General features: G+C 64.6%; 20 protein-coding genes. 11 read left to right on the top strand and 9 right to left on the bottom strand.

The features are described 5' to 3' along the window. Positions 1-144: 144 nt before the first annotated feature. From IB234_RS09465 to IB234_RS09445, 5 genes are all read right to left on the bottom strand, one after another. Positions 145-1,923: an ABC transporter ATP-binding protein gene (locus tag IB234_RS09465; protein ID WP_192316830.1), complete on the bottom strand. Its 1,779-nt coding sequence runs from the start codon at positions 1,921-1,923 to the stop codon at positions 145-147. Beyond that, positions 1,916-2,515 (bottom strand): DsbA family protein, encoded by a 600-nt coding sequence (locus IB234_RS09460; protein WP_412547916.1) that lies wholly within the window; start codon positions 2,513-2,515, stop codon positions 1,916-1,918. Before IB234_RS09460 ends, IB234_RS09465 begins: the two co-directional genes overlap by 8 nt. A gap of 114 nt (positions 2,516-2,629) precedes the next feature. After that, entirely contained in the window at positions 2,630-3,568 is a 939-nt protein-coding gene (locus IB234_RS09455) for a rhodanese-related sulfurtransferase (protein WP_192316828.1), read from the bottom strand. Positions 3,569-3,746: 178 nt separating this feature from the next. Continuing rightward, on the bottom strand, positions 3,747-4,061 hold the full coding sequence (locus tag IB234_RS09450; protein WP_192316826.1) for a BolA family protein: 315 nt from the start codon (positions 4,059-4,061) through the stop codon (positions 3,747-3,749). 12 nt (positions 4,062-4,073) lie between these two features. Further along, positions 4,074-4,586: a DUF2059 domain-containing protein gene (locus IB234_RS09445; protein ID WP_192316824.1), complete on the bottom strand. Its 513-nt coding sequence runs from the start codon at positions 4,584-4,586 to the stop codon at positions 4,074-4,076. A 264-nt stretch (positions 4,587-4,850) separates the two neighbouring features. Between IB234_RS09445 and IB234_RS09440 the strand changes: the two genes are divergently transcribed. The 3 genes from IB234_RS09440 to IB234_RS09430 all read left to right on the top strand — a co-directional run bounded on the left by IB234_RS09440 (position 4,851) and on the right by IB234_RS09430 (position 7,946). Then, a complete protein-coding gene (locus IB234_RS09440; RefSeq protein ID WP_192316822.1) occupies positions 4,851-5,861 on the top strand; it encodes a DUF2804 domain-containing protein in 1,011 nt (336 codons plus the stop codon). Between the two features lie 77 nt (positions 5,862-5,938). Further along, positions 5,939-7,333 (top strand): class II fumarate hydratase, encoded by a 1,395-nt coding sequence (locus IB234_RS09435; RefSeq protein ID WP_192316820.1) that lies wholly within the window; start codon positions 5,939-5,941, stop codon positions 7,331-7,333. Continuing rightward, positions 7,326-7,946: an NAD(P)H-dependent oxidoreductase gene (locus IB234_RS09430; RefSeq protein ID WP_192316818.1), complete on the top strand. Its 621-nt coding sequence runs from the start codon at positions 7,326-7,328 to the stop codon at positions 7,944-7,946. The genes IB234_RS09435 and IB234_RS09430 overlap by 8 nt, the downstream gene beginning before the upstream one ends. Here IB234_RS09430 and IB234_RS09425 read toward each other — a convergent pair. After that, positions 7,936-8,901 (bottom strand): DMT family transporter, encoded by a 966-nt coding sequence (locus IB234_RS09425; protein WP_192316816.1) that lies wholly within the window; start codon positions 8,899-8,901, stop codon positions 7,936-7,938. The two genes, IB234_RS09430 and IB234_RS09425, sit on opposite strands and share 11 nt — an antisense overlap. Positions 8,902-9,111: 210 nt before the next feature. Between IB234_RS09425 and IB234_RS09420 the strand changes: the two genes are divergently transcribed. After that, positions 9,112-9,321 carry a DUF6316 family protein gene (locus tag IB234_RS09420; protein WP_192316814.1) on the top strand — a complete coding sequence of 70 codons (210 nt, stop codon included), beginning with the start codon at positions 9,112-9,114 and terminating at the stop codon, positions 9,319-9,321. A gap of 3 nt (positions 9,322-9,324) precedes the next feature. On the opposite strand, the gene pap is transcribed toward IB234_RS09420, so the two are convergent. Further along, entirely contained in the window at positions 9,325-10,812 is a 1,488-nt protein-coding gene (gene pap / locus IB234_RS09415) for a polyphosphate:AMP phosphotransferase (RefSeq protein WP_192316812.1), read from the bottom strand. 93 nt (positions 10,813-10,905) lie between these two features. Between pap and mnmC the strand changes: the two genes are divergently transcribed. The 7 genes from mnmC (at position 10,906) to IB234_RS09380 (ending at position 21,976) form a co-directional block, all read left to right on the top strand. Further along, positions 10,906-12,852 carry a bifunctional tRNA (5-methylaminomethyl-2-thiouridine)(34)-methyltransferase MnmD/FAD-dependent 5-carboxymethylaminomethyl-2-thiouridine(34) oxidoreductase MnmC gene (mnmC, locus tag IB234_RS09410; protein ID WP_192316809.1) on the top strand — a complete coding sequence of 649 codons (1,947 nt, stop codon included), beginning with the start codon at positions 10,906-10,908 and terminating at the stop codon, positions 12,850-12,852. A gap of 243 nt (positions 12,853-13,095) precedes the next feature. Continuing rightward, entirely contained in the window at positions 13,096-13,851 is a 756-nt protein-coding gene (locus IB234_RS09405; RefSeq protein ID WP_192317789.1) for a sulfite exporter TauE/SafE family protein, read from the top strand. A 237-nt stretch (positions 13,852-14,088) separates the two neighbouring features. After that, complete coding sequence (locus IB234_RS09400; protein WP_192316807.1) at positions 14,089-15,858, top strand: N-acetylglutaminylglutamine amidotransferase; 1,770 nt, start codon at positions 14,089-14,091, stop codon at positions 15,856-15,858. A 20-nt stretch (positions 15,859-15,878) separates the two neighbouring features. Then, the gene (ngg, locus tag IB234_RS09395) at positions 15,879-17,615 is read left to right on the top strand and encodes an N-acetylglutaminylglutamine synthetase (protein ID WP_192316805.1); all 1,737 of its coding nucleotides are present in this window, start codon (positions 15,879-15,881) and stop codon (positions 17,613-17,615) included. Between the two features lie 11 nt (positions 17,616-17,626). Further along, entirely contained in the window at positions 17,627-18,823 is a 1,197-nt protein-coding gene (locus tag IB234_RS09390) for an osmoprotectant NAGGN system M42 family peptidase (RefSeq protein WP_192316802.1), read from the top strand. 102 nt (positions 18,824-18,925) lie between these two features. Then, positions 18,926-21,676: a hybrid sensor histidine kinase/response regulator gene (locus tag IB234_RS09385; protein WP_192316800.1), complete on the top strand. Its 2,751-nt coding sequence runs from the start codon at positions 18,926-18,928 to the stop codon at positions 21,674-21,676. A gap of 69 nt (positions 21,677-21,745) precedes the next feature. After that, complete coding sequence (locus IB234_RS09380) at positions 21,746-21,976, top strand: YheU family protein (protein ID WP_192316798.1); 231 nt, start codon at positions 21,746-21,748, stop codon at positions 21,974-21,976. Here IB234_RS09380 and IB234_RS09375 read toward each other — a convergent pair. Both IB234_RS09375 and IB234_RS09370 read right to left on the bottom strand, forming a co-directional pair. Next, positions 21,973-22,305, bottom strand: a complete 333-nt coding sequence (locus tag IB234_RS09375; RefSeq protein ID WP_192316796.1) for a YnfA family protein — start codon at positions 22,303-22,305, stop codon at positions 21,973-21,975. The two genes, IB234_RS09380 and IB234_RS09375, sit on opposite strands and share 4 nt — an antisense overlap. 92 nt (positions 22,306-22,397) lie before the next feature. Next, positions 22,398-22,826, bottom strand: a complete 429-nt coding sequence (locus tag IB234_RS09370) for a hypothetical protein (protein WP_192316793.1) — start codon at positions 22,824-22,826, stop codon at positions 22,398-22,400. Positions 22,827-22,883 lie beyond the last annotated feature (57 nt).

Here is a 22,883-nt window from a genome sequence, read left to right as displayed (position 1 = left end):
GCCCCGCCGGGGCATCTTGCGTAGCCGGCCACCGCCTGAGCTGTCTCAGCGTGGCCGGAGGCCGCTAACACTCCAAGCCACACCCTCCTTCCGCCAGCCCTACCCTGCTCACGCCGAAGCCGGAGCATACGCCCCCAGCATCGTTCAGTGCTGCAGGTGGCCGTACAGCTTGGCGTACAGGCCCCCTTCGGCGATCAACTGCTGGTGGTCGCCATCCTCGGCGATGCTGCCACCATCGAACACCAGCACCCGGTCGGCCTGCTTCACCGCGCTCAGGCGGTGGGCGACGATCAAGGTAGTACGCCCAGCGAGGAAACGGCCCAGCGCCTCGTGCAAGGCATACTCGGTGGCCGCATCCAGGGCCGAGGTAGCCTCGTCGAGAATCACCACCTTGGGTTCGGCCAGCACCATGCGGGCAATGGCCAGGCGTTGACGCTGACCACCGGACAGGCGCACGCCGGAGCGGCCGACCATGCTGTCCAGGCCATCCGGCAAGGCGCGGATGGTGGCCGCCAGCTGGGCGATCTCCAGCGCCTGCCAGCAGGCCTCGTCGCTGCGTTCACGCCCCATGCACAGGTTGGCGCGCACCGTGTCGTTGAACAGTGCCGGATGCTGCAGCACCACCGCCACATGCTCGCGCACACGCTCCAGACCGGTCTCTTCCAGACTCGCGCCGCCGAAGCGGATGGTTCCGGCCTGGGCGGTATAGAGGCCGAGCAGCAACTGCACCAAGGTGCTCTTGCCACCGCCGCTGGCACCGACCAGGGCGACCTTTTCACCGGGGGCGATGGACAGGTCCAGGCCCTGCAGCACCGGGTCGTCACGGTAGGCGAACGTCAGCCCGCGCACATCGATACCCACCGTCTCCCGGCCCTTGAACGGATCGACGCTGCCCTCATGCTGCGGTTCGTCGGCACGCGCCAGCAGCTCGTTGATCCGCGCCATGGCACCACCGGCCGCATAGTAGGCGTACTGCAGGCTGAGCAGTTGTTCCACCGGGCCGATCATGAACCAGAGGTAGCTGAACACCGCGAGCATCTGGCCGATGGACAGGTCCGAGAGCAGCACAGTGAGCATGGCGGCGGCACGGAACATGTCGATGCCGAACTGGAACAGCAGGCCGCTGGTGCGCCCGGCGGCGTCACTCTTCCACTGCGAAGCCACGGCGTAGTCGCGGACCTCGCGGGCGCGCTGGCCGAGACGGCCGAGGAAGAAGCCCTGACGGTTGCCGGCACGCACTTCCTGAATGGCCTCCAGGGTCTCGGTCAACGCCTGGGTGAAGCGCGAGGTACTGTCGTTCTCCAGCTTCTTCAGATGCTTGACCTGCTTGCCCAGCTGCACAGTGGCATAGATCACCAGCGGGTTGAACAGCAGGATCAGCAACGCCAGCTGCCAGTGCATCCAGATCAGGATGGCAGCGGTGCCGGTCAGGGTCAGCAATGCTACCAACACCTTGCTCAGCGTCTCGCCGATGAACTTGTCGAGGGTATCCAGATCGGTGACCAGGTGCGCGCTGACAGTACCGCCCCCCAGGTTCTCGTACTCACCGAGGGCAATGCGCTTGAGTCGCTCGATCAGGCGCACACGCAAGCGATAGATCACATCCTTGGACAGGCGCGCGAACAGGCGCGCCTGCAGCACGTTGCTGGCCAACGAGCCCAGGCGCAGCACCAGGGTCAGACCTAGCATCAACCCGATGTAGCCGAAGGGGGTTTCCCAGCCGCTAGGCAGGAAGCGGTCCATCACCTTCAGCGCGGCGTCGCCCTGCTTGAGCAGGACCTCGTCCACCAGCAGCGGCAGCAGCAGCGGAATCGGCACACTGCACAGGGTAGCCACCACGGCGATCAGGTTGGCCAGAATCAGGCCCTTGCGATGGCGTAGCGCCAGGCGACGAATCTCCGCCCAGGTCAAACGGTCAGGCATGGGCACGCTGCTCCAGCCAACGCCCCAGCAGCGGCGCCAGTGCCTCCAGCGGCTGATAGCCATTGGTCAGCAGGGCCAGGCGGCCATCGCGTTCGGCCAGCAGGGTTGGAAAGCCGGCGATGCCAAGGTCCTGCACCCAGGCGAAATCGGCCTCGGTAGCGGCCTGCATGGCCTGGCTGTCGAACGCGGCGGCGAACTCGATGCGCGGGATGCCGGCGCGCTCGGCCAGCTCCACCAGCACCTGGGCGCGAGTCACATCACGGCCCTCGGCATAGAAGGCTTCCTGAATCAGCTCCAGCAGAGGCCAGACGCTCTGCTCATCCAGGCCACGTGCGGTGATCAGGGCGCGGCAAGCAGGCTCTGTGTCGTAGACGAAGCCTTCGGGCAGCGCGTCGTTGAAGTTGAACAACTGGCCGGTGCCGGCGTTGACCGCCTGCCAGTGGGAGAGGATGCGCACGCGCGTTGCCGGGTCCAACGCCGCACGCTCGCGGCGCAGGCCGCCGAGCACCAGCTGCAGCGGCACCCCGGCCGCGCCGGCCTGTGCGGCCAGGGCCTGCACCACCGGGGCGAAGCCCCAGCACCAGGAACACATGGGGTCCATCACGTAGAGCAGGCGGTCTGGGCGCACGACGCAGATCCTTAGTCGGCAGGCGACAGGTGGGAATGGCTGCAGTGTACGTACAGAGCAGCCATTTGGGGCAGCGGTTCAGCCTTCCTGCAGTGCCTTGTAGTTGAAGCCGATCGGGTGCGGCAGGTTGCGCGCCTGAGCGATCTCGATCTGTTTCTGCCGTTCGCGGGCAGCCACGCGGGTCTTCTCTGGCAGCGAGTCCCAGCAGTGCGGGCAGCTGATGCCGGGCGAGTAGTGCTGGCTCTGCCGGTCCTCGACGGAAATCGGGTTGCGGCAGGCATGACACTGGTCGTAGTCGCCCTCGCTGAGGTCGTGGCGCACGGTCACCCGGTTATCGAAGACGAAGCAGTCGCCCTGCCACTTGGTCTGCTCCTGCGGCACCTCTTCGAGGTACTTGAGGATGCCGCCCTTGAGGTGGAACACCTCCTCGAAACCTTCGCCGAGCATGTAGCTGGAGGCCTTCTCGCAACGGATGCCACCGGTGCAGAACATGGCGACCTTCTTGTGCTTGGCCGGATCGTAGTGGGCCTTGATGTAGTCGGGGAACTCGCGGAACGACTTGGTCTTCGGGTCGATGGCGCCCTCGAAGGTGCCGATGGCCACTTCATAGTCGTTGCGGGTGTCGATCAGCAGCACCTCGGGATCGCTGATCAGGGCGTTCCAGTCCTGCGGCTCGACATAGGTGCCGACGCGCTGGTTGGGGTCCACGCCCGGCACGCCGAGGGTGACGATTTCCTTCTTCAGCTTGACCTTGGTGCGATAGAACGGCTGCTCGTCGCAATAGGATTCCTTGTGGTCGACATCGGCCAGGCGCGGGTCCAGGCGGAACCAGGCGAACAGCGCGTCGATACCAGCACGGCTGGCGGACACGGTGCCGTTGATGCCTTCCTCGGCCAGCAGCAGGGTGCCTTTGACATCGTTGTCGAGCAGGGTTTGCAGCAGGGGTTCACGCAGCGCTTGGTAGTCCGGCAGGGAGACGAACTTGTACAGCGCCGCGACGACGATCTTGTCGGTCATGCGGACTCTCTCCAGTGGTCGCCCTCGCAAAGGGCGGACCGGGGATGAAATGAAAACGCCGGCTGAGGCCGGCGCGGTGGAGATTCTACCTCAGGCGTGCCATTGAGGGCACGTCGCTGGGATCAATGGCCGGTGCACGCGCCCACAGATACCGCACGAGCGCCGGCCAGCTTAGCGGTTAATGCCCGTGTAGATCGTGCTTGCTGCCACCGCGGCAGGTCGGTGAATCCGGCGCCATGCCCTGCTGCATCCACTCCTCGGGGGTATAGGTGTGCAGCGCCAGGGCGTGGAACTGGCCCATCAGCTCGCCGAGGGTGGCATAGACCTTCTGATGGCGCTTGACCGAATTGAGACCGGTGAACGCCGGGCTGACGATCACCGCCTTGTAGTGGGTCTCCTGGCCACGGCTGTGCATGTGGCTCTCGTCCTGCACGTCCAGATGCTCGGGCTGCAGGTCGGCCAGGGCCTGGTGAATCTTTTCGCGCATGCTCATGTCCGGCGCTCCTTACTGCTTGGCGGGTTGAAGTTCGGCGGTCATCTCACCGAGCAGCTTGTCCACTTCCGGCACCGCCTGCTGCAGACGCTCCTGGGTCAACTGGGCAGCATGGGTCATCAGTTGCGGCATCTGTTCCAGCACTTTGCGGCCAACCGGGGTCTGGTAGAAGGCCAGCAGCTCCTTCAGCTCGGCCTCGGTGAAGGCATCGGTATACAGGCTGACCAGTTCCGACTCCAGCTTGCCCTTGCCGACCACGCGCTCAATGGCCGCATCGGCCTGGGCCTGGTAGCGCTCCAGCACGGCCTTCTTCGCTTCGCTGCCGCCGGCCTGGGCAAAACGCTGGGCGAACATCTGGCGCACCTGCATGTGCGCCGGTACGGCCAGCTTGTCGGCGCGGCTCATCTCGATGAAGCGCTTGGCCTCGGCGGCGTGGCTGGCAGGGGCTGCCATCCGTGTGTCGGCCAGCAGCGGGCCGCTGGCGACCAGCAGCAGGCAGGAAAACAGGGCGCGCAGGCGGGTCATGGGTTACATCCTCGGGAAAATCGCGGGCGGCCATTCTGCGCGCACCGCCCCATGGGCTCAAGTTCGCATTGAAGGCCAGAAGCCCGGCTCAATTGCCATGGCGCACTCCGAACGGAAGCCCTGCAATCCAGGCCAGCTCGTCGCCCCGCATCTCTGTCGGACGTACCAAGACTTGCCGGGAGAGCGGATATCTATGCATTCTTGTCATCCTTTGGAGCTACGGTCGGCGTTGCGGACGACCAGCCCAACACATGGATGTGGCAAATGAACAGTCTGAGCAATCCCCTTCCAGAGCTTCCCCAGCCATTGTGCGACAGCCGCGGTCAATTGGCCGAAGACGCCATCGGCTGGTCGAGCCGGCCTCGAGTGAACTGCGCCCTGCCCAGCCATTGGGGGCGTCGCAAACGCTGGAATCGCTGGTGTGTCACCACCCCGGACTGGATGTTGGCGCTGACCTTCGCCGATCTCGACTACCTGGGCTATGGCGCCGCCTATTTCCTCGACCTGCGCAGCGGCAAGTCAGGCAACCACACCCAGATACGCCCCTTCGGCCGCGGCTGTGACCTGCCCGACTCCCCCCTGGAAAGCCACGAGTTCAACCACAATCGCCTGCAGCTGCGCGCCGATGATCGCGGCAACGCCGTACGCCTCACCGTTGTGGCTCCGGATATCGGCGGCCAGCCTCTGCATGTTTCGCTGGACATCCAGCGCCCTCCGCACCTGGAGTCGGTGAATCTGGTCTGCCCCATGGGTCGGCGCACCTTTCACGCCACCAGTCGCCAGTTGGGCCTCCCCGTTTCCGGCAGCGTGCAACTGGGCAGCCAGCAGTACGCCTGCACGCCAGGACAGAGCTTCGCCGCGCTGGACTTCGCCCGAGGTATCTGGCCACTGAAAAGCCACTGGACCCGCGCCGCCTTCGCCGCGCCGGGAGGCATTGCCGGCAACTTCGGCAATGGCTGGTGCGACTACAGCGGCCTGTCGGAAAACGCGCTGTGGTTCGGCGGCGAGCTGCTGCATCTGGAAGAGCCGGTTCACATCGAGCAGGGGTCACAGAGTTCGCTGGAACCCTGGCGTCTGCATAGCGACGATGGCCAGGTCGATCTCAACTTCTCGCCTCGCCAGCTGCACCAGGCCTGCCCTCGACTCGGCCCCTTCTACGCCGATACACGCCAGTGGTTTGGCCACTTCGACGGCTTGCTGCGCGGCCCGCAGGGTGAGAAGGTCCCGGTCAACGGCGCCTGTGGCTGGCTCGGTTCGACCCACGCCCGCTGGTAGTCGTCTCGATAGAGATGCCGGGGAACCCGTCACACCTCCGGCGGCCTAAACTGCCGGAAACAGTCCGGAGACAGTCCATGAGCCGTATCGAAACCGACAGCATCGGTGCCATCGAAGTACCCGAAGACGCCTACTGGGGCGCCCAGACGCAACGCTCGCTGGTCAATTTCGCCATCGGCGACCAACATATGCCACTGGCCGTGGTGCATGCACTGGCATTGATCAAGAAGGCCGCGGCGCGGGTCAACAATCGCATCGGCGACCTGCCCCCGGACGTCGCCCGGCTGATCGAGCAGGTCGCCGACGAAGTACTGGCCGGCCAGCACGATACGCAATTTCCCCTGGTGGTCTGGCAGACCGGCAGCGGCACCCAGAGCAATATGAACGTCAACGAGGTGATCGCCGGCCGCGCCAACGAACTGGCCGGAAAAGGGCGCGGCGGCAAGAGCCCGGTGCACCCCAACGACCACGTCAACCGCGCGCAGAGCTCCAATGACAGCTTCCCCACCGCCATGCATATTGCTGCCGTGCAGGCCGTGCAGCACCAGTTGCTGCCAGCCATCGCCGAGCTTTCCGGCACGCTGGCGGAGCAATCGCACCGGCACATGCACCTGGTGAAGACCGGTCGTACCCACCTGATGGATGCCACACCGGTGACCTTCGGCCAGGAGCTGTCGGCTTTCGTCGCCCAACTCGACTATGCCGAGAAGGCCATCCGCGCCACCCTGCCTGCCGTCTGTGAACTGGCCCAGGGCGGCACAGCCGTCGGCACCGGGCTGAATGCCCCGAAAGGCTTCTCCGAGGCCATGGCCGCCGAGCTGGCGGCACTGTCCGGCCTGCCCTTCGTCTCGGCACCCAACAAGTTCGCGGCGCTTGCCGGCCACGAGCCGCTGACCGCGCTCTCCGGTGCGCTGAAGACCCTTGCCGTGGCACTGATGAAGATCGCCAACGATCTGCGCCTGCTGGGCTCCGGCCCACGCGCCGGCTTCGCCGAAGTCAAGCTCCCGGCCAACGAGCCGGGCAGCTCGATTATGCCCGGCAAGGTCAACCCGACCCAGTGCGAGGCGCTGTCCATGCTGGCCTGCCAGGTGCTGGGCAACGACAGTACCATCGCCTTCGCCGCCAGCCAGGGCCACCTTCAGCTCAACGTGTTCAAGCCGGTGATCATCCACAACCTGCTGCAGTCCACGCGCCTGCTGGCCGACGGCTGCCGCAACTTCGCCCAGCACTGCGTGGCCGGGCTGGAACCGGACGCCCGGCAGATGGCCGAGCACCTGGAGCGCGGACTGATGCTGGTAACGGCACTGAACCCTCACATCGGCTACGACAAGGCCGCCGAAATCGCCAAGAAGGCCTATGCCGAAGGGCTCAGCCTGCGCGAGGCAGCGCTAGCGCTGGGCCACCTGAGCAACGAGGAGTTCGATGCCTGGGTTCGTCCGGAAAACATGCTGGAGTCCGGACAGAATGGTTGACGAGGCGAAGAGCGGCGCGACTCCGCTGGAGGGGGATGGCAAGCGCATTCTGATGATTCTCGGCACGCCCAAGCAGGACAGTCTGTGCCACGCAATCGCCGAGGCGTACTCCAATGGTGCGCGCGGAAAGGGCCATGTAGTGCGCCAGATCCGACTCGGCGATCTGCAGTTCGACCCCATCCTGCGCGAGGGCTATGGGCAGAACCAGGCACTGGAGCCGGACCTGCTGGAGGCGCAGCGGCAGATCCACTGGGCCGAGCACCTGGTGTTCGTCTATCCGGTCTGGTGGGGCGGCATTCCCGCGCTGCTCAAAGGCTTCTTCGACCGCACTTTTCTGCCCGGCTTCGCCTTCAAGTACCGCAACCGCTCGCAGCTGTGGGACAAGCTGCTGACCGGTCGCACCGCCGACCTGCTGGTGACCCTGGATACGCCGCCCTGGTACTTCCGCTGGATCTACGGCGCGCCGGCGCACCGGCAGATGGTGCGCACCATTCTCGGTTTCTGCGGCATCAAGACACGCCGCCTGACCGAGTTCGCGCCGGTACGCCCCTCATCCGAGGAGCAACGCCAGGGTTGGTTGCGCAAGGCGGAGAGCCTCGGCGTCAGGGCCTGACGAAGGATGTACGGGCCCTGCGGGCTCGCCAGCCGGCCAGCAACGACGGGCCGAGGGCAGTCAGTGCCGAGCCCATCACCACCAGCAGCGCGCCACCGTAGCCGAGCAGATTGATCTGCTCCGGCTGCACGTGGTCCGGCCACCAGACGGCGGCCAGGGCCACGGCGACGAAGGTGACCAACGGGGTTATCGACAGGGTGGCGCTGACCCGCGACGCCTCCCAGTGCGCCAGCGCCTCGGCGAAGGCACCGTAGGCCACCAGTGTGTTCAGACAGCAGGCCAGTAGCAGCCAGCCTTGCAACGGACTGAGCTGCAGCACCTGCATGGGGTGCGCCCAGGGTGACAGCAGCAAAGCGCAGGCCAGATAGATCACCATCATGATCTGCTGCGAGCTCCATTGAGTCAGCAGCTGCTTCTGCGCCAGGCCGTAGAACACCCAGAGGAATGCTGCCAGCAGGATCACCAGCACACCGGCAGTGTAGGTGGTCAACGACGTGAACAGCTCTTCCAGACGCTGGTTGAAGAACAGGCCGAAGCCCAGCAGCAGGATGCCCATCCCGATGGCCTGCCCGACGCTGAAGGACTCGCGGAATACGATCAGGCTGGCGACCAGAAACAGTATCGGCGCCATCTGGATAACCAGTTGGGTAGTGCCGGGACTGAGCATGTTCAGGCCGATCAGGTACAGCACGTAATTGCTGGTCAGTCCGGCGATGGCCAATACCAGCAGACCGTGACCGCGGCGCCCCAACGGAGCGAAGCGCGGCAGGCGTCTGGTAGCGGTCAGCCAGACCAGCAACAGCAGCCCCGAGACCAGCAGGCGATACCAGGTGACGGTGACCGGATCCATCACCTGCAGCACTTCCTTGAGCTTGATCGGCAAGATGCCCCAGAGCACCGCTGTGGTCAGGGCGAGCAGCAGGCCATAGAGCCAGCGGCCGGAGGAAACGTGCATGACAGCCTCGAAACGCGACAGCGCAAAAGGCGACCATTGTAGGCGCAGGCACTACCAGCTCACAGCCACAGTTGACCTCGCGGACAAGAAGAAACTGTGCCGTGAGCGGAGAAAAGTGGCTAAAAAATGACCACCCGTCGTTTACCCCGATGCGCTCGACAGCCCCCACTACACTAAAAACAGTGCACCCTGACTACAGGAGGTTTCGTCATGTTCGGTCAACGTACCGTGGACCCCAGCCCAAGCACCCACTACCGAAGCGAACGGATCAGTGCCGTCAACGGCCAGTACTTCTTCGCCACCCGCGAGGGCACTCTAGAGGGGCCGTACTTCACTCGCATCGACGCCGAGCGGGACATCGCCCTCTACATCCGGCGCCAGCAGCAGGCCGACGACATCCTCGAAACCCGCGCCTACTGATCCTCAGTCGGCAGCGAAGGCCTTTTCCAGCGCATCGTTGATGGTGCGTAGTACCTTGCCCCGGGCAAAGCGCTTGTCGTTGGCCTCGACCAGGGTCCAGGGTGCGATGGAAGTACTGGTTCGGTCGACCATGTCACCTACCGCGTCGCGGTAGTCCCCCCATTTCTCGCGGTTGCGCCAGTCCTCGTCGGTTATCTTGAAGCGCTTGAAGGCTATCTGCTCGCGTTCCTTGAAACGCTTGAACTGTTCGTCCTCGTCGATGGCCAGCCAGAACTTCACCAGCACCACGCCGGCATTGGTCAGCTGTTCCTCGAAATCGTTGATCTCGCCGTAGGCGCGCAGCCAGTCCGCCGGCTCACAGAAGCCCTCTACACGCTCCACCAGCACCCGCCCATACCAGGAGCGGTCGAACACGGTGAACTTGCCACGCGCCGGGATGTGTCGCCAGAAACGCCACAGATAGGGCTGGGCACGCTCCTCTTCGGTCGGCGCGGCGATAGGCACGATGCGGTACTGGCGCGGGTCCAGCGCTGCCGCCACCCGCCGGATGGCCCCCCCCTTGCCAGCAGCGTCGTTACCCTCGAACACCGCAACCAGGGCATGTCGGCGCATTCGTTTGTCGCGCATCAACACGGCCAGGCGTGCCTGCTCGGCCTCGAGCATGTTCTTGTAGGCATCTTTTTCCAGCCGCTGCGACAGGTCCAGGCTGTCCAACAGGCCTCGGTGGTCGAGGTTGGCAACCATCGGTGCCAGGTGCGGATGGGAGACGATGCGAACCTTGCTCTTGAGCGCGGCCTGCAGGCCGTCCAGCAGAATGCGACCCACCGTCAGGTTGCGATAATTCTGGTCGCACCCCTCCACCACATACCAGGGCGCGAAATCCCGACTGCTACGACGCAACACCCGCTCGCCATGGCGCACGAACTTGTCGTAGGTCTTCGACTGCTGCCAGTCCAGCGGGCTGATCTGCCAGGCGCGCTGCGGGTCGCCGTGCAACTCCTCGAGGCGCTTCTTCATCTGCTTCTTGGACAGGTGAAACCAGAACTTGAAGACCAGTGCCCCCTCGTCACAAAGCATCTGCTCCAACGCCAGGGCACCATCGATGGCCTGATCCAGTACCGCATCCTTGAAGTGGCCGTGCACACGGCCCTGGATCATCTGGCTGTACCAGTTGCCGAAGAAGATGCCGATCCGCCCCTTGGGCGGCAACTGACGCCAGAAGCGCCAGGCAGGCGGCCGCGCCAGCTCCTCGTCGGTCTGCACATCGAATGTGCTGACCTGGATGAGCCGTGGGTCCATCCACTCGTTGAGCAGCTTGACCGTCTCACCCTTGCCGGCACCCTCGATGCCGTTGATCAGGATGATCACCGGAAAGCGCCCCTGCTGCTGCAGCTCGAACTGTGCCTCCAGCAACGCCTCGCGCAATGCCGGCACTTCTTTCTCGTAATCGTCCTCGTCGATCTTGTGCCCCAGTTCGGCGGATTCGAACATGCTTACCTCCGTGCGTCGATTTGCCCAGCCTAGCGGATCACCGCCGGTTTGGGCATGTCGTTACAATGCCGCACCTCCTGCCCGGGTACCCCGATGACCGACTCCCCGCATGCCCAGATCGACTGGGACGAACAAGGCCAGCCATTGTCACGCCAGTTCGGCGACGTGTACTTCGCCCATCACGATGGGCTGGGCGAAACCCGTCATGTATTCATCGCTGGCAATGACCTGGCCACACGCTTCGCCGCGCTGCCTGCCGATGGTCGCCTGGTCATCGGCGAGACCGGATTCGGCACCGGCACAAACTTCCTCTGCACCTGGCAACTGTTCGACCAACTGGCCCCCGCTACCGCGCAACTGCATTTCGTCAGCGTCGAGAAATATCCCCTGACGCCGACGGACCTGGCCCGCGCCCTGACCCTGTGGCCGGAGCTAGCGCCTTGGGCAGATCAGTTGCTGGAGCAGTACGTGGCGATTCATCCAGGCTTCCAGCGCCTGGTGCTGGCCGGTGGCCGAGTAGTGCTGACCCTGCTGATCGGCGATGTGCTGGAACAGCTGCCACAGCTGGATGCACGCATCGATACCTGGTTCCTTGACGGCTTTGCACCGGCGAAAAACCCGCAGATGTGGAACGACGAGCTGTACGCCCAACTTGCACGGTTATCCACCGCCGACACCAGCCTGGCAACCTTCACCAGTACCGGCCATGTACGCCGTGGGTTGATCGCTGCCGGTTTCGCCATGCAGCGAGTGCCCGGCTACGGCAAGAAATGGGAGATTCTCACCGGCCTCTACCAGGGCCAGGCCAGCAATGAAACCAAACCCTGGTATGCCCGCCCACCGCATCCCGCACGACGCGAAGCGCTGGTAATTGGCGCCGGCATGGCCGGCTGCGCTACCGCTGCCAGCCTCGCCGCCCGTGGCTGGCAGGTAACCCTGCTCGAGCGTCACGACCAGATTGCCCAGGAGGCTTCGGGCAATCCTCAGGGGGTTCTCTACCTCAAGCTCTCCGCCCACGGCACCGCGCTATCGCAATTGGTGCTGTCCGGCTTCGGCCATACCCGCCGCCTGTTGCAACGCCTGCAGCCTCAGGATTGGTCCGCCTGCGGCGTCTTGCAACTGGCCTTCGACGCCAAGGAGGCCGAGCGCCAGGCCAAACTGGCCGGGGCCTTCCCAGCAGATCTGTTGCAGTCACTGGACCAACAGCAGGCCGAAGCCATTGCCGGCATTGGCCTTTCTGCAGGTGGCCTGTTCTATCCGCAGGCCGGTTGGGTGCATCCACCCGCGTTGTGCCGCACACTGGCCAACCATCCGAATATCCGCCTGCAACTGCACAGCGAAGCCCTCGACCTGCGCCGTGTCGCGGGCCAGTGGCAGGCCCTGGACGGCGAGCGCCTGCTGGCCGCCGCACCCGTGGCGATCCTGGCCGGTGCCGCCGAGGTGCGGCGCTTCGCCGACCTGCCGCTCAAGCGCATTCGTGGACAGATCACCCGCTTGCCACAAACCGAAGCCAGCGCCGCACTGAACTGTGTACTGTGCGCCGAGGGCTACGTGGCGCCAGTGCGCCACGGTGAACATACGCTGGGCGCCAGCTTCGACTTCCACAGCGAAGAAACCACCCCCACTGCCGCCGAGCATGCGAGCAACCTCGATCTGCTGCGGGAAATCTCCACCGATCTGACCGAACGCCTGCAGGCCGACCGACTCGACCCCGAGCAGTTGGAAGGCCGTGCCGCCTTCCGCTGCACCAGCCCGGACTACCTTCCGATCGTCGGCCCGCTGGCCGATGCGGCCACCTTCGCCGAGGCCTACGCGGTACTGGCCAAGGATGCCCGCCAGGTACCGGAGACTCCCTGTCCCTGGTTGGAGGGCCTGTACGTCAACAGCGGCCATGGCTCGCGCGGGCTGATCAGCGCACCGCTATGCGGCGAGCTGCTGGCCGCCTGGCTGAACGATGAACCGTTGCCCGTGCCCCGCGCCGTTGCCGAAGCCTGCCACCCCAACCGTTTTGCCCTGCGCAAACTGATCCGCAACGCCTGAACCGCCGTGCCACCGGCAGGGGCTATGATCTAGCGCCTGGCGGTTGGCAATCGGGTCGATGGCTACCACGATCATTCGCTCCAGTGCTGCTTCCCAGCACCGTTGACCACAGGAATCTCCAGGAAACGTTTGCGTGCCAATCCGTACTCCCACAAAAGAGCCGGAATCGATGGGTATTTGTCTGCCAATGAAGCGCCACACCCGTGGGCGCCCCTCTACCGGCATCCGGGTCAAAACGCGCTGATGGAGGCGTTGTTGCTCGAAGCCATCGGCATCGGCGCCGTGCTCGGCCTGCTGCTCGGCCTGACGGGGGCTGGTGGCTCGCTGGTCGCCTTGCCACTGTTGCTCAGCCTGCACCTGCCCCTGCGCGATGCCATCGGTGTCAGCCTTGGCGCCGTGGCGCTTACCGCGCTGATCGGTGCCGTGCCGCGCGCCTGCCAGGGCCAAGTGGCCTGGCGACCTGTCCTGCTGCTGAGCGTCGCCGGCCTGCCCGGCAACGCCATCGGCCAATGGCTCGGGCAGTACATTCCCGAGGCCGCGCTGATTCTCGGCTTTTGCACCCTGGTGCTGTGGACAGCCTGGCGCATGTGGCGCAGCGCCAGCCTGGCACGCACCGGCAGCAGCACGCTGCGTAGCCTGCCACTGGTGGCCATCGGCCTCGGCGTGGGCGTGTTCTCCGGACTGATGGGCGTGGGCGGCGGCTTCATGGTGGTGCCAGCCCTGCTGGCATTCACCCCGCTCGGCATGCTGGCCGCCACCGCCACCTCGATGATGGTGATCGCGCTGGTGTCCGGCGGCGGCTTCCTGCTCTACCTCAGCGGCGCCCAACCCTCACTATCGTTGCTGGCCGGCCTGGCCCTGGGTGGCGCCGCTGGCGTCCTGAGTGGCAACGCCTTGTCCCAGCGTCTCGGCGGACGTCTTCTGCAACGCCTGTTCGCCCTGCTGCTGGTGGTGGCCAGCCTGTCACTTGCGACGCAGAAGCTGCTCGGCGGCGCCTGAGCGCACGGCTCGGCAGCGCGTAACTTCACCACCAGATGCCCAATCTAAAGCGGACCAGACCTGCACGAACGAGCACGACAGCGCCCGTCCGACAATATGGAACGCGCATTAGGGGCGCTCTTGTCGACAAGTTCCACATATAACAAATCGATCTAAACGATCCTAACCAATGCCTGTCGGAGAAATACTGCCCATATTTCAGGGCAGCCTCCCCAACGGCAAAACCGGTAAGGAACTATGTGCGGAATAGCTGGAGAATTACGTTTCGATCACCAACCGGCCGACCTGGCCGCTCTCGCCCGAATAACCCATCACCTGGCCCCTCGCGGCCCCGATGCCTGCGGCTTTCATAGCAGTGGATCACTGGCTCTAGGCCACCGCCGGCTGAAAGTCATGGACCTGGCGCCGGCCTCCGGCCAACCGATGGTCGACCAGCAGCTCGGCCTGGCCATGGTGTTCAACGGTGCCATCTACAACTACCCGGAACTGCGCGACGAGCTGCGCGGCCTCGGCTACCAGTTCCACTCCGATGGCGATACCGAGGTGCTGCTCAAGGGCTACCACGCCTGGGGCGAAAACCTGCTGCCGAAGCTCAACGGCATGTTCGCCTTCGCCATCTGGGAGCGCGATACGGAACGCCTGTTCCTCGCCCGCGACCGGCTCGGCGTCAAACCGCTGTACCTGAGCGAGAACGGCAACCGCCTGCGCTTCGCCTCGACCCTGCCGGCTTTGCTGCAGGGTGGCGACATCGACAAAGCGCTGGACCCGGTGGCTGTCGACCACTACCTCAATTTCCACTCCGTGGTGCCTGCACCACGCACCCTGCTGGCCGGGATCAAGAAGCTGCCGCCCGCTACCTGGCTGCGCATCGAGCGTGATGGCCGCCGTGAACAGAAATGCTGGTGGCAGCTGGACTTCGGCCCCCGCGCCGACGAAACAGGTTTGCAGCTAGACGACTGGAGCGAACGTGTACTGGATGGCCTGCGCCAGGCGGTGCAGGTGCGCCAGCGCGCCGCCCTGGATGTCGGCGTGCTGCTATCCGGCGGGCTCGACTCCAGCCTGCTGGTCGGCCTGCTGCATGAGGCTGGCGTGGACAATCTGTCCACCTTCTCCATCGGCTTCGAGGATGCTGGCGGCGAGCGCGGCGACGAGTTCCAGTACTCCGATCTGATCGCCCGCCATTACGGCACCCGCCACCATCAACTGCGCATCGCCGAGACGGAAATCCTCGCCGAGCTTCCCGCAGCCTTCCGCGCCATGAGCGAGCCGATGGTCAGCCATGACTGCATCGCCTTCTACCTGCTCGGTCGTGAAGTGGCCAAGCGATGCACCGTGGTGCAGTGCGGCCAGGGCGCCGACGAGCTGTTCGCCGGATACCACTGGTACCCGCTGGTGGACGGCGCTGCCGATCCCGAGGCCGCCTACCGTGTGGCGTTCTTCGACCGCTCGCGTGAGGAGACCCTGGCCACTCTGCGGCCCGAATGGCATGGCGCGGACTGGGCCGGTGAGTTCCTCCGCGACCACTTCGCCATGCCCGGCGCCGATGCTGCCGTGGACAAAGCCCTGCGCCTGGACAGCACCGTGATGCTGGTCGACGATCCGGTCAAACGGGTCGACAACATGACCATGGCATGGGGGCTGGAGGCGCGCACGCCGTTTCTGGACTACCGTCTGGTAGAACTGTCGGCACGCATTCCGGCGCGCTTCAAGCTACCGGATGGCGGCAAGCACGTGCTCAAGGAAGCTGGACGCAAAGTCATTCCACATGCCGTGATCGACCGCCCCAAGGGCTACTTCCCCGTGCCAGGGCTGAAACATCTGCAGGGCGCCACCCTGGGCTGGGTCCAGGAACTGCTGCTCGACCCCAGCCAGGATCGCGGTCTGTTCGAACCTGCCGTGCTCGATCGCCTGCTCAGCGATCCCGCGGGTCAGCTCACCCCTTTGCGCGGTTCCAAGCTCTGGCAGCTGGCCGCCCTCAATCTATGGCTCAGCGAACAGGGCCTGTGACCGACTCAAGGAGCTTCATCATGCGCGCATCTGCCTATAACCAACGCCTGCAACGTGGCCAGCCGCCGTCCTACCAGCGCCTGCAGGCTCACCTGGCGAAGGACGGCATCGAACAGCCGTCGCCACAGAGCGTCCATTGTGGCTGGGGCCGCCTGCTGATTGGCCATACCTATCCGGACCCGGAAGCACTCGCTGCCGATCTGCTGGAGGAGCGTCCGGGGGAGAGGGATATCGCTCTCTACGTGGCCGCGCCGCACCAGCTGCTCGCCCAGGCTCCGCAGCAGCTGTTCCTCGACCCTTCGGATACGCTACGCCTGTGGTTCACCGACTATCGCCCGGCTCGCGCCAGCTTCCGGGGCTTCCAGATCCGCAGGGTGCAGACCGACCAGGACTGGGAGGACATCAACGCGCTCTATCTGCAACGGGGCATGCTGCCGGTCGACACTGCACACATCACCCCTCGCGCGGAAGGTGGCCCCAGCTACTGGCTGGCGACGGATGATGCCGATGGCAGAGTAATAGGCACCGTCATGGGCCTGAACCATCGCAAGGCGTTTGCCGACCCGGAAGGTGGCAGCAGCCTGTGGTGCCTGGCGGTGGCCTCCAACTGCCAGCGACCCGGTGTTGGGGAAGCACTGGTGCGACATCTGGTCGAGCACTTCATGGGGCGCGGTCTCAACCATCTCGATCTGTCCGTGCTGCATGACAATGAAGGAGCCAAATCCCTCTACGCCAAGCTCGGCTTTCGCGAGCTGCCGACCTTCGCCGTGAAACGCCGCAATGGCATCAACCAGTCATTGTTCCTCGGACCCGGCCCGGAAGAGGATCTCAACCCCTACGCCCGTATCATTGTCGATGAAGCCCGTCGCCGCGGCATCGAAGTGCATGTGGATGATGCCGAAAACGGGCTGTTCACACTGAGTCAGGGCGGCCGGCGAGTCCGCTGCCGGGAATCCCTTTCGGATCTGACCAGCGCCCTCAGCATGACGCTCTGCCAGGACAAGCATCTCACCCACCGGGCTTTCGCCCGCGCCGGGCTCAGCCAGCCAGCCCAGCGCCTGGCGGGCAGCTCCGAGGAGAATGCAGCCTTCCTCGCGCAATGCCACCGGGTGGTGGTGAAGCCGGTCAATGGCGAACAGGGCCAAGGGGTCGCCGTCGATCTCCGAACTGACCAAGCCATGCAGCAGGCAATCGAGGAAGCCCGTCGTTTCGATCAGCGCGTATTGCTCGAGAGCTTCCACGAAGGTCAGGACCTGCGCATCGTGGTCATCGGTTTTCAGGTAGTAGCGGCGGCCATTCGTCATCCGGCCGAAGTGATCGGTGACGGCATACACACCATCGGCGCACTCATCGAGGCGCAGAGCCGGCGTCGCCAGGCGGCCACTGGCGGCGAGAGCCGCATCCCCCTTGATGCCGAGACCCAGCGAACCCTGCACGACGCAGGCTACGACTACTCCAGCGTACTGCCGGCCGGCACCCGCCTGGCCGTCCGCAAGACGGCCAACCTGCATACCGGCGGGACGCTGGAGGATGTCACCGCACGCCTGCACCCGACACTGCGCAAGGCTGCAATGCATGCCGCACGGGTGCTTGAAATACCCGTGGTGGGGCTGGACCTGCTGGTCAAGGCCGCGGATGAGGAGGACTACGTGATCATCGAGGCCAACGAGCGCGTGGGCCTGGCCAACCACGAACCTCAGCCAACCGCCAAACGCTTCGTCGATCTGCTGTTCCCCCTCAGCCGACAGCATCCCTGAGGAGATATCCCATGCCCCACTTGCCTGCACCCGACCTCACGTACCTGCGTCAGGTACTGCTGGAACTGCTGGCCATCCCCAGTCCGACCGGTTTTACCGATACGGTGGTGCGTTATGTCGCCGAGCGCCTGGAAGAGCTCGGTATTCCCTTCGAACTGACCCGCCGCGGTACCATCCGAGCCACCCTCAAGGGGCGCCAGTCCAGTCCGGACCGTGCCGTCTCGGCGCACTTGGATACCATTGGCGCCATCGTCCGCGAGATCAAGGACAGCGGCCGCCCGGCTCTGGCACCGGTGGGCTGCTGGTCCAGCCGATTCGCCGAAGGCAGCCGGGTCAGCCTGTTTACCGACAATGGCGTGCTGCGCGGCAGCGTGTTACCGCTGATGGCCTCCGGGCACGCCTTCAACACTCAGGTCGACAGCCTGCCGATCAGCTGGGACCACATCGAACTACGCCTCGACGCTCCCTGCTACAGCCGCACCGAGTGCGAGGCACTGGGCGTGTCGGTAGGTGATTTCGTCGCCTTCGACCCGCTACCCGAGTTCACCGAGAGCGGTCATATCAGCGCCCGCCACCTGGACGACAAGGCCGGCGTTGCGGCGCTGCTGGCCGCGCTGAAGGCGGTCAAGGACAGCGGTCTGGAACCACAGATCGACTGCCATCCGCTATTCACCATCACCGAGGAAGTCGGCTCCGGCGCCGCGGCCGCCCTGCCCTGGGACGTCAGCGAGTTCGTTGGCATCGACATCGCACCGGTCGCACCCGGGCAACAGTCAAGCGAGCATGCCGTGAGCGTGGCGCTACAGGATTCTGGCGGCCCGTATGACTATCACCTGTCGCGCCACCTGCTGCGCCTGGCCGACGAGGGCGACATCCCGGTACGCCGCGATCTGTTCCGCTATTACCACAGTGACGCCCAGTCGGCTGTGACCGCCGGTCACGATATTCGCGTTGCGCTGCTGGCCTTCGGCTGCGATGCCACTCACGGCTATGAGCGGACCCATATCGACAGCCTGGCCGCGCTGTCGCGCCTGATCGGCGCCTACCTGCTCAGCCCTCCAGTGTTCGCCAGCGACGCCCAACCCGCCCGTGAGCACTCGCTAGAGCGCTTCAGCCATCAGATCGAGCACGATGCACAGATGGCCAACGATACCCAGGTGCCAACCGTGGAGAGCGTGCTGGGGGCACGCAACGAGTCTTCCGACTAAGCTTCTGCGCAGAGCCGCACCTGGCTCTGCAACACTCTCTTGAAGCCTTGTCGGCAACTAGGCAAAGTGCTGGCAATACCAATAAGAAGCATGAGGTGGCAGATGCCTCGCTTGTGTCTGGCTATGCTGCTGCTCTGCCTGAGCGGGCCGCTGTGGGCGCTATCCCCCGCCCCGCTGGACCGCGATGAGCTTCGCCTGTCGCTCGCCCCGTACATGGGCTACTACCGCGACCGTGATGGCACACTCGATGCCGAAACCGTCCAGCGCCTGCCGGACAGCGCGTTCGAACAGGTTCACGGTGACCATGCCAATCTGGGCAAGAACGATTCGGCCTGGTGGTTCAAAGTACGCATGGTCAACAGCCGGCCGCAGCCGCTGAGTGGCTATCTGGAAGTCAACTACGCGCTGCTCGACCGCGTCGACATCTATCTGCAAGACGGTGATGGTCGCCTGCATCGGCAGTACAGCGGTGACAGCTTCGCCTTCGCCCAACGCCCGGTGCAGGTCCGCCACTTCTGGTTCCCAGTCTCCCTGCCTCATGGCAGCAATACCCTGCTGGTCCGTGTAGAGAGCACCAGCACCATCTTCGTGCCCCTGTTCTTCAGCACCTACGGTGCCAGTGCAGCGGCTCAGGAGAACCTGATGGGCATCAACGGCGCCTTTTATGGGGTGCTGTTCGCGATGTTCATCTACAACCTGTTTCTGTTCATCTCCCTGCGCGAGCGAGCCTACTTCTGGTACCTGGTCTACAACGTCAACGTCGGCCTGTTCGCCGCCTGCTTCGACGGCATGCTGTTCAAGCTGCTGCCCAACTATGTGGGCCTGCAGTCAGTGATCATCTATGTACTGATGTTCCTGCATTGCCTCAATGCGGCTCAGTTCAGCCGCCACTTCCTGCATGTCCCCCAACACTTTCCCAGGCTGGACAAGGGTCTGCGCCTGCTGATGCTGGCTATCGTCGGCTGCCTGGTATCGGTCCCTCTGATCGGTCTGGCTGCCTGGAACATCCTGGCCAGTGTGTCGGTACTTCTGGTCTCGCTCATCCTGCTGCTCACCGGCATCTACGCCTGGCGCCGCGGTGTACGCCACGGCTCGTACTACGTACTGGCATGGAGCGTGCTGCTGGTGGCGTTCATCCTGGTAACCAGTGGCTCCCTGGGGCTGGAGATCTTCGGCATCTACGGCTCGGCAGTGGTGAAGGTAGGCGTGACCATCGAGCTGCTCAGCCTCTCCATCGGCCTGGCCGACCGCATCAATCTGCTCAAGGAAGAAGGCTTCCGCTCGCGCCAGGCAGCCGAGCAGGCGGAGTACGAAAACCAGGCCAAGAGCCGCTTCCTGGCCAAGATGAGCCATGAGATCCGCACGCCACTCAATGGTGTGCTGGGCATGCTGCAGCTGCTGCGCGAGACGACGCTGGATCGCAACCAGCGCTTCTACGTCGACACCATCAGTAGCTCAGGCAGCTCGCTGATGGCAGTGATCAACGACATTCTGGACTACGCACGCATCGAATCCGGCAAGCTGAGTCTGGAAGAGATCGAATTCGACCTGGAACAGATGGTCTCCGAAACCCTGGCGCTGTTCACCGCACAGGCTCTGGAGAAGCGCATACGCCTGTACGTCAGCCTGGAAGGCGGTGTGCCGCGCAGGGTGCATGGCGACCCGACACGCCTCAAGCAGGTGCTGATGAACCTGCTGGGCAACGCCCTCAAGTTCACCCAGGAAGGCCACGTTGCGCTGACCCTCAGCCGCCGCAGCGACAGCCAAGGCCAGCTGCATCTGGTATTCGCCATCAGTGACAGCGGTATCGGCATTCGCGACGACTCGCTCACCCAGCTGTTCAAGTCCTTCGCCCAGGGCGATTCCAGCACCACCCGTCGCTACGGCGGCAGTGGCCTCGGTCTGGCCATCAGCAAGGAGCTGGTGGAGATGATGGGCGGCCGCATAGAAGTGCAGAGCACGCCGGGACAGGGCTCGCGCTTCGCCTTCGACATACCGCTGCGCCCAGGTATCGCCGGGGATGATCTGAGCGTACTGCTGGAGAACCGCACCGCTCTGCTCTGCTCGCTCGACGGGCAGGGGCTCGACTGTCTGGGCCACCTGCTGGGCCGCTGGGGCATGCGCACCCAGCGCTGCCATGATCCGGAGCGGCTGCAGGATTATCTGGAAGACTTCGCCAGCCCACCACTGCTCGTGCTGATGTCGCCTTGGCCGGGCAGCTGCGGGCACTGGCTGGACAGCCTGCACCCCTATCTGGAACAAGGTCAGCGTGTGCTGTTGCTGAGCCCACCGGAACAGCACCAGCAGTTGCCGGAGAGCCAGGGGTTGCGCCTGCTGCACTTGGCCCTTCCGCTGTCTGTGACGGGCCTGCGCGACACCCTGCTGGAGCTGTACAGCGAGCGCCGCCGCGAGGCATCTGTTCCCCCACCGGCACTGGACAAACGCGCCGGCGCTGCGCCCTGCATCCTGGTGGCCGAGGACAACCGGGTGAACCAGATGGTGGTGCAGGGCTTTCTGCGCAAGCGCGGCTACTCGGTGCGCATGGTGGCCAACGGACAGAGTGCCGTGGACGAGTATCGTCGTGACCCGAATGCTATCCAGCTGATACTGATGGATTGCGAGATGCCCGAGCTGGACGGCTTCGAGGCCACCAGGCAGATCCGGCGCCTGGAAACCAGCCGCCGCCTGTCGCCGGTGCCGATCGTCGCCCTTACCGCGCACATCCTCGAAGAGCATCGTGACCGCGGGCTGGCCGCCGGCATGGATGACTTCCTAGGCAAGCCACTGGATTGCCAGCAGCTCTACACCCTGCTAGACCGCTACCTGCTCGCCCAGGAGCGCGTGACCGATTAGCATGGGCGCCCGCGGCAGAGGCTGTTGATGCTTCCCGCGGTCGAGACGGAACCAGGCCCAGGAGCCGCCATGCTGATCCCCCACCAGATGCTCGAAGCCGACACACTCACCCGCCTGCTGGAAGACTTCGTCACCCGCGACGGCACGGACAACGGCGATGACACGCCGCTGGATATCCGCGTGGAGCGAGCGCGCCATGCACTGAAAAAAGGCCAGGCGGTGATCGCCTTCGACCCGGATAGCCAGCAGTGTCAGCTGATGCTGCGCGAGGAAGTGCCGAAAGAATGGCTGGAGGACTAATGGCTACTGAAGCGTGGACCAAGCAGGATGATGCCCGCGCCAATCAGGCACAGCACTGCGCCTAGCCAATCCGACACCAACGGTCGGGTCCGCTCGATCACCCCGAGCCAGAGCAACGAAGCCACTACGTAGACCCCACCATATGCGGCGTAGGCACGCCCGGCATAGGCCGCCTCTACGCGGGTCAGCAACAGGGCGAACAGCGTCAGGCTGAGCAGGCCAGGGACGACCCACCAGGCACTCTTGCCCAGACGCAACCACATCCAGAAGGCATAGCAACCCGCGATCTCGAACAGCGCGGCGAGGAAAAACCAGAAGTAGTTGAGCATCGCCTCTCCTTGGAGTCGATTGACCGAGCCCGTGAGCTAGATAAAAACAAGGCCTGCGGCCCGAAACAGATAATGACTCAGATAGGCACAGGTCAGCCGCGCAGACTGCCCTCGCGCTCCCACACACAACGAACCCGCAGATCTTCCTCCTGGGGTGTATGGAAACCGCTCTCGGATTCCCAGCGGAAGGTGTGCAGACCATTCAGCTCGGTCTCCAAATGCACTACCGCACTGGCCCAGTACAGGCGCTTGATCAGTGCCTCGAACTCCTTGACCCACAAGGCCCACTCGTACTCGATGGCCTGATAGCTGGCGCCGAAGTGGATCACCTGGGTCTGGTACAGCCCCTCGCCTTCGTTGCCGCAGAAGGAGAACATCTCGCGGCCGAGGAACGGCCATGCCTCCCCCAGGGGCAACTGCTCCAGCACCCGGCGATTGGTGCTGCGCCGCAGCTGGCGCTGCTCGCGATCACCCGACGGCCAGTCGCGGATACAGCCATAGACGATGGATTCGGACTCCACGCGGGTACTCCAGAAAGTGCAGGCTGCCTTCTAACACAGGGGCTCGCCGCTGCAAAG

The organism is Pseudomonas sp. PDM16, assembly GCF_014851865.1.
In the GTDB taxonomy this organism is placed as follows: Bacteria; Pseudomonadota; Gammaproteobacteria; order Pseudomonadales; family Pseudomonadaceae; genus Aquipseudomonas.
The sequence above is the reverse complement of the archived record's forward strand: the minus strand, read 5'-3'. Positions and strand labels throughout refer to the sequence as shown.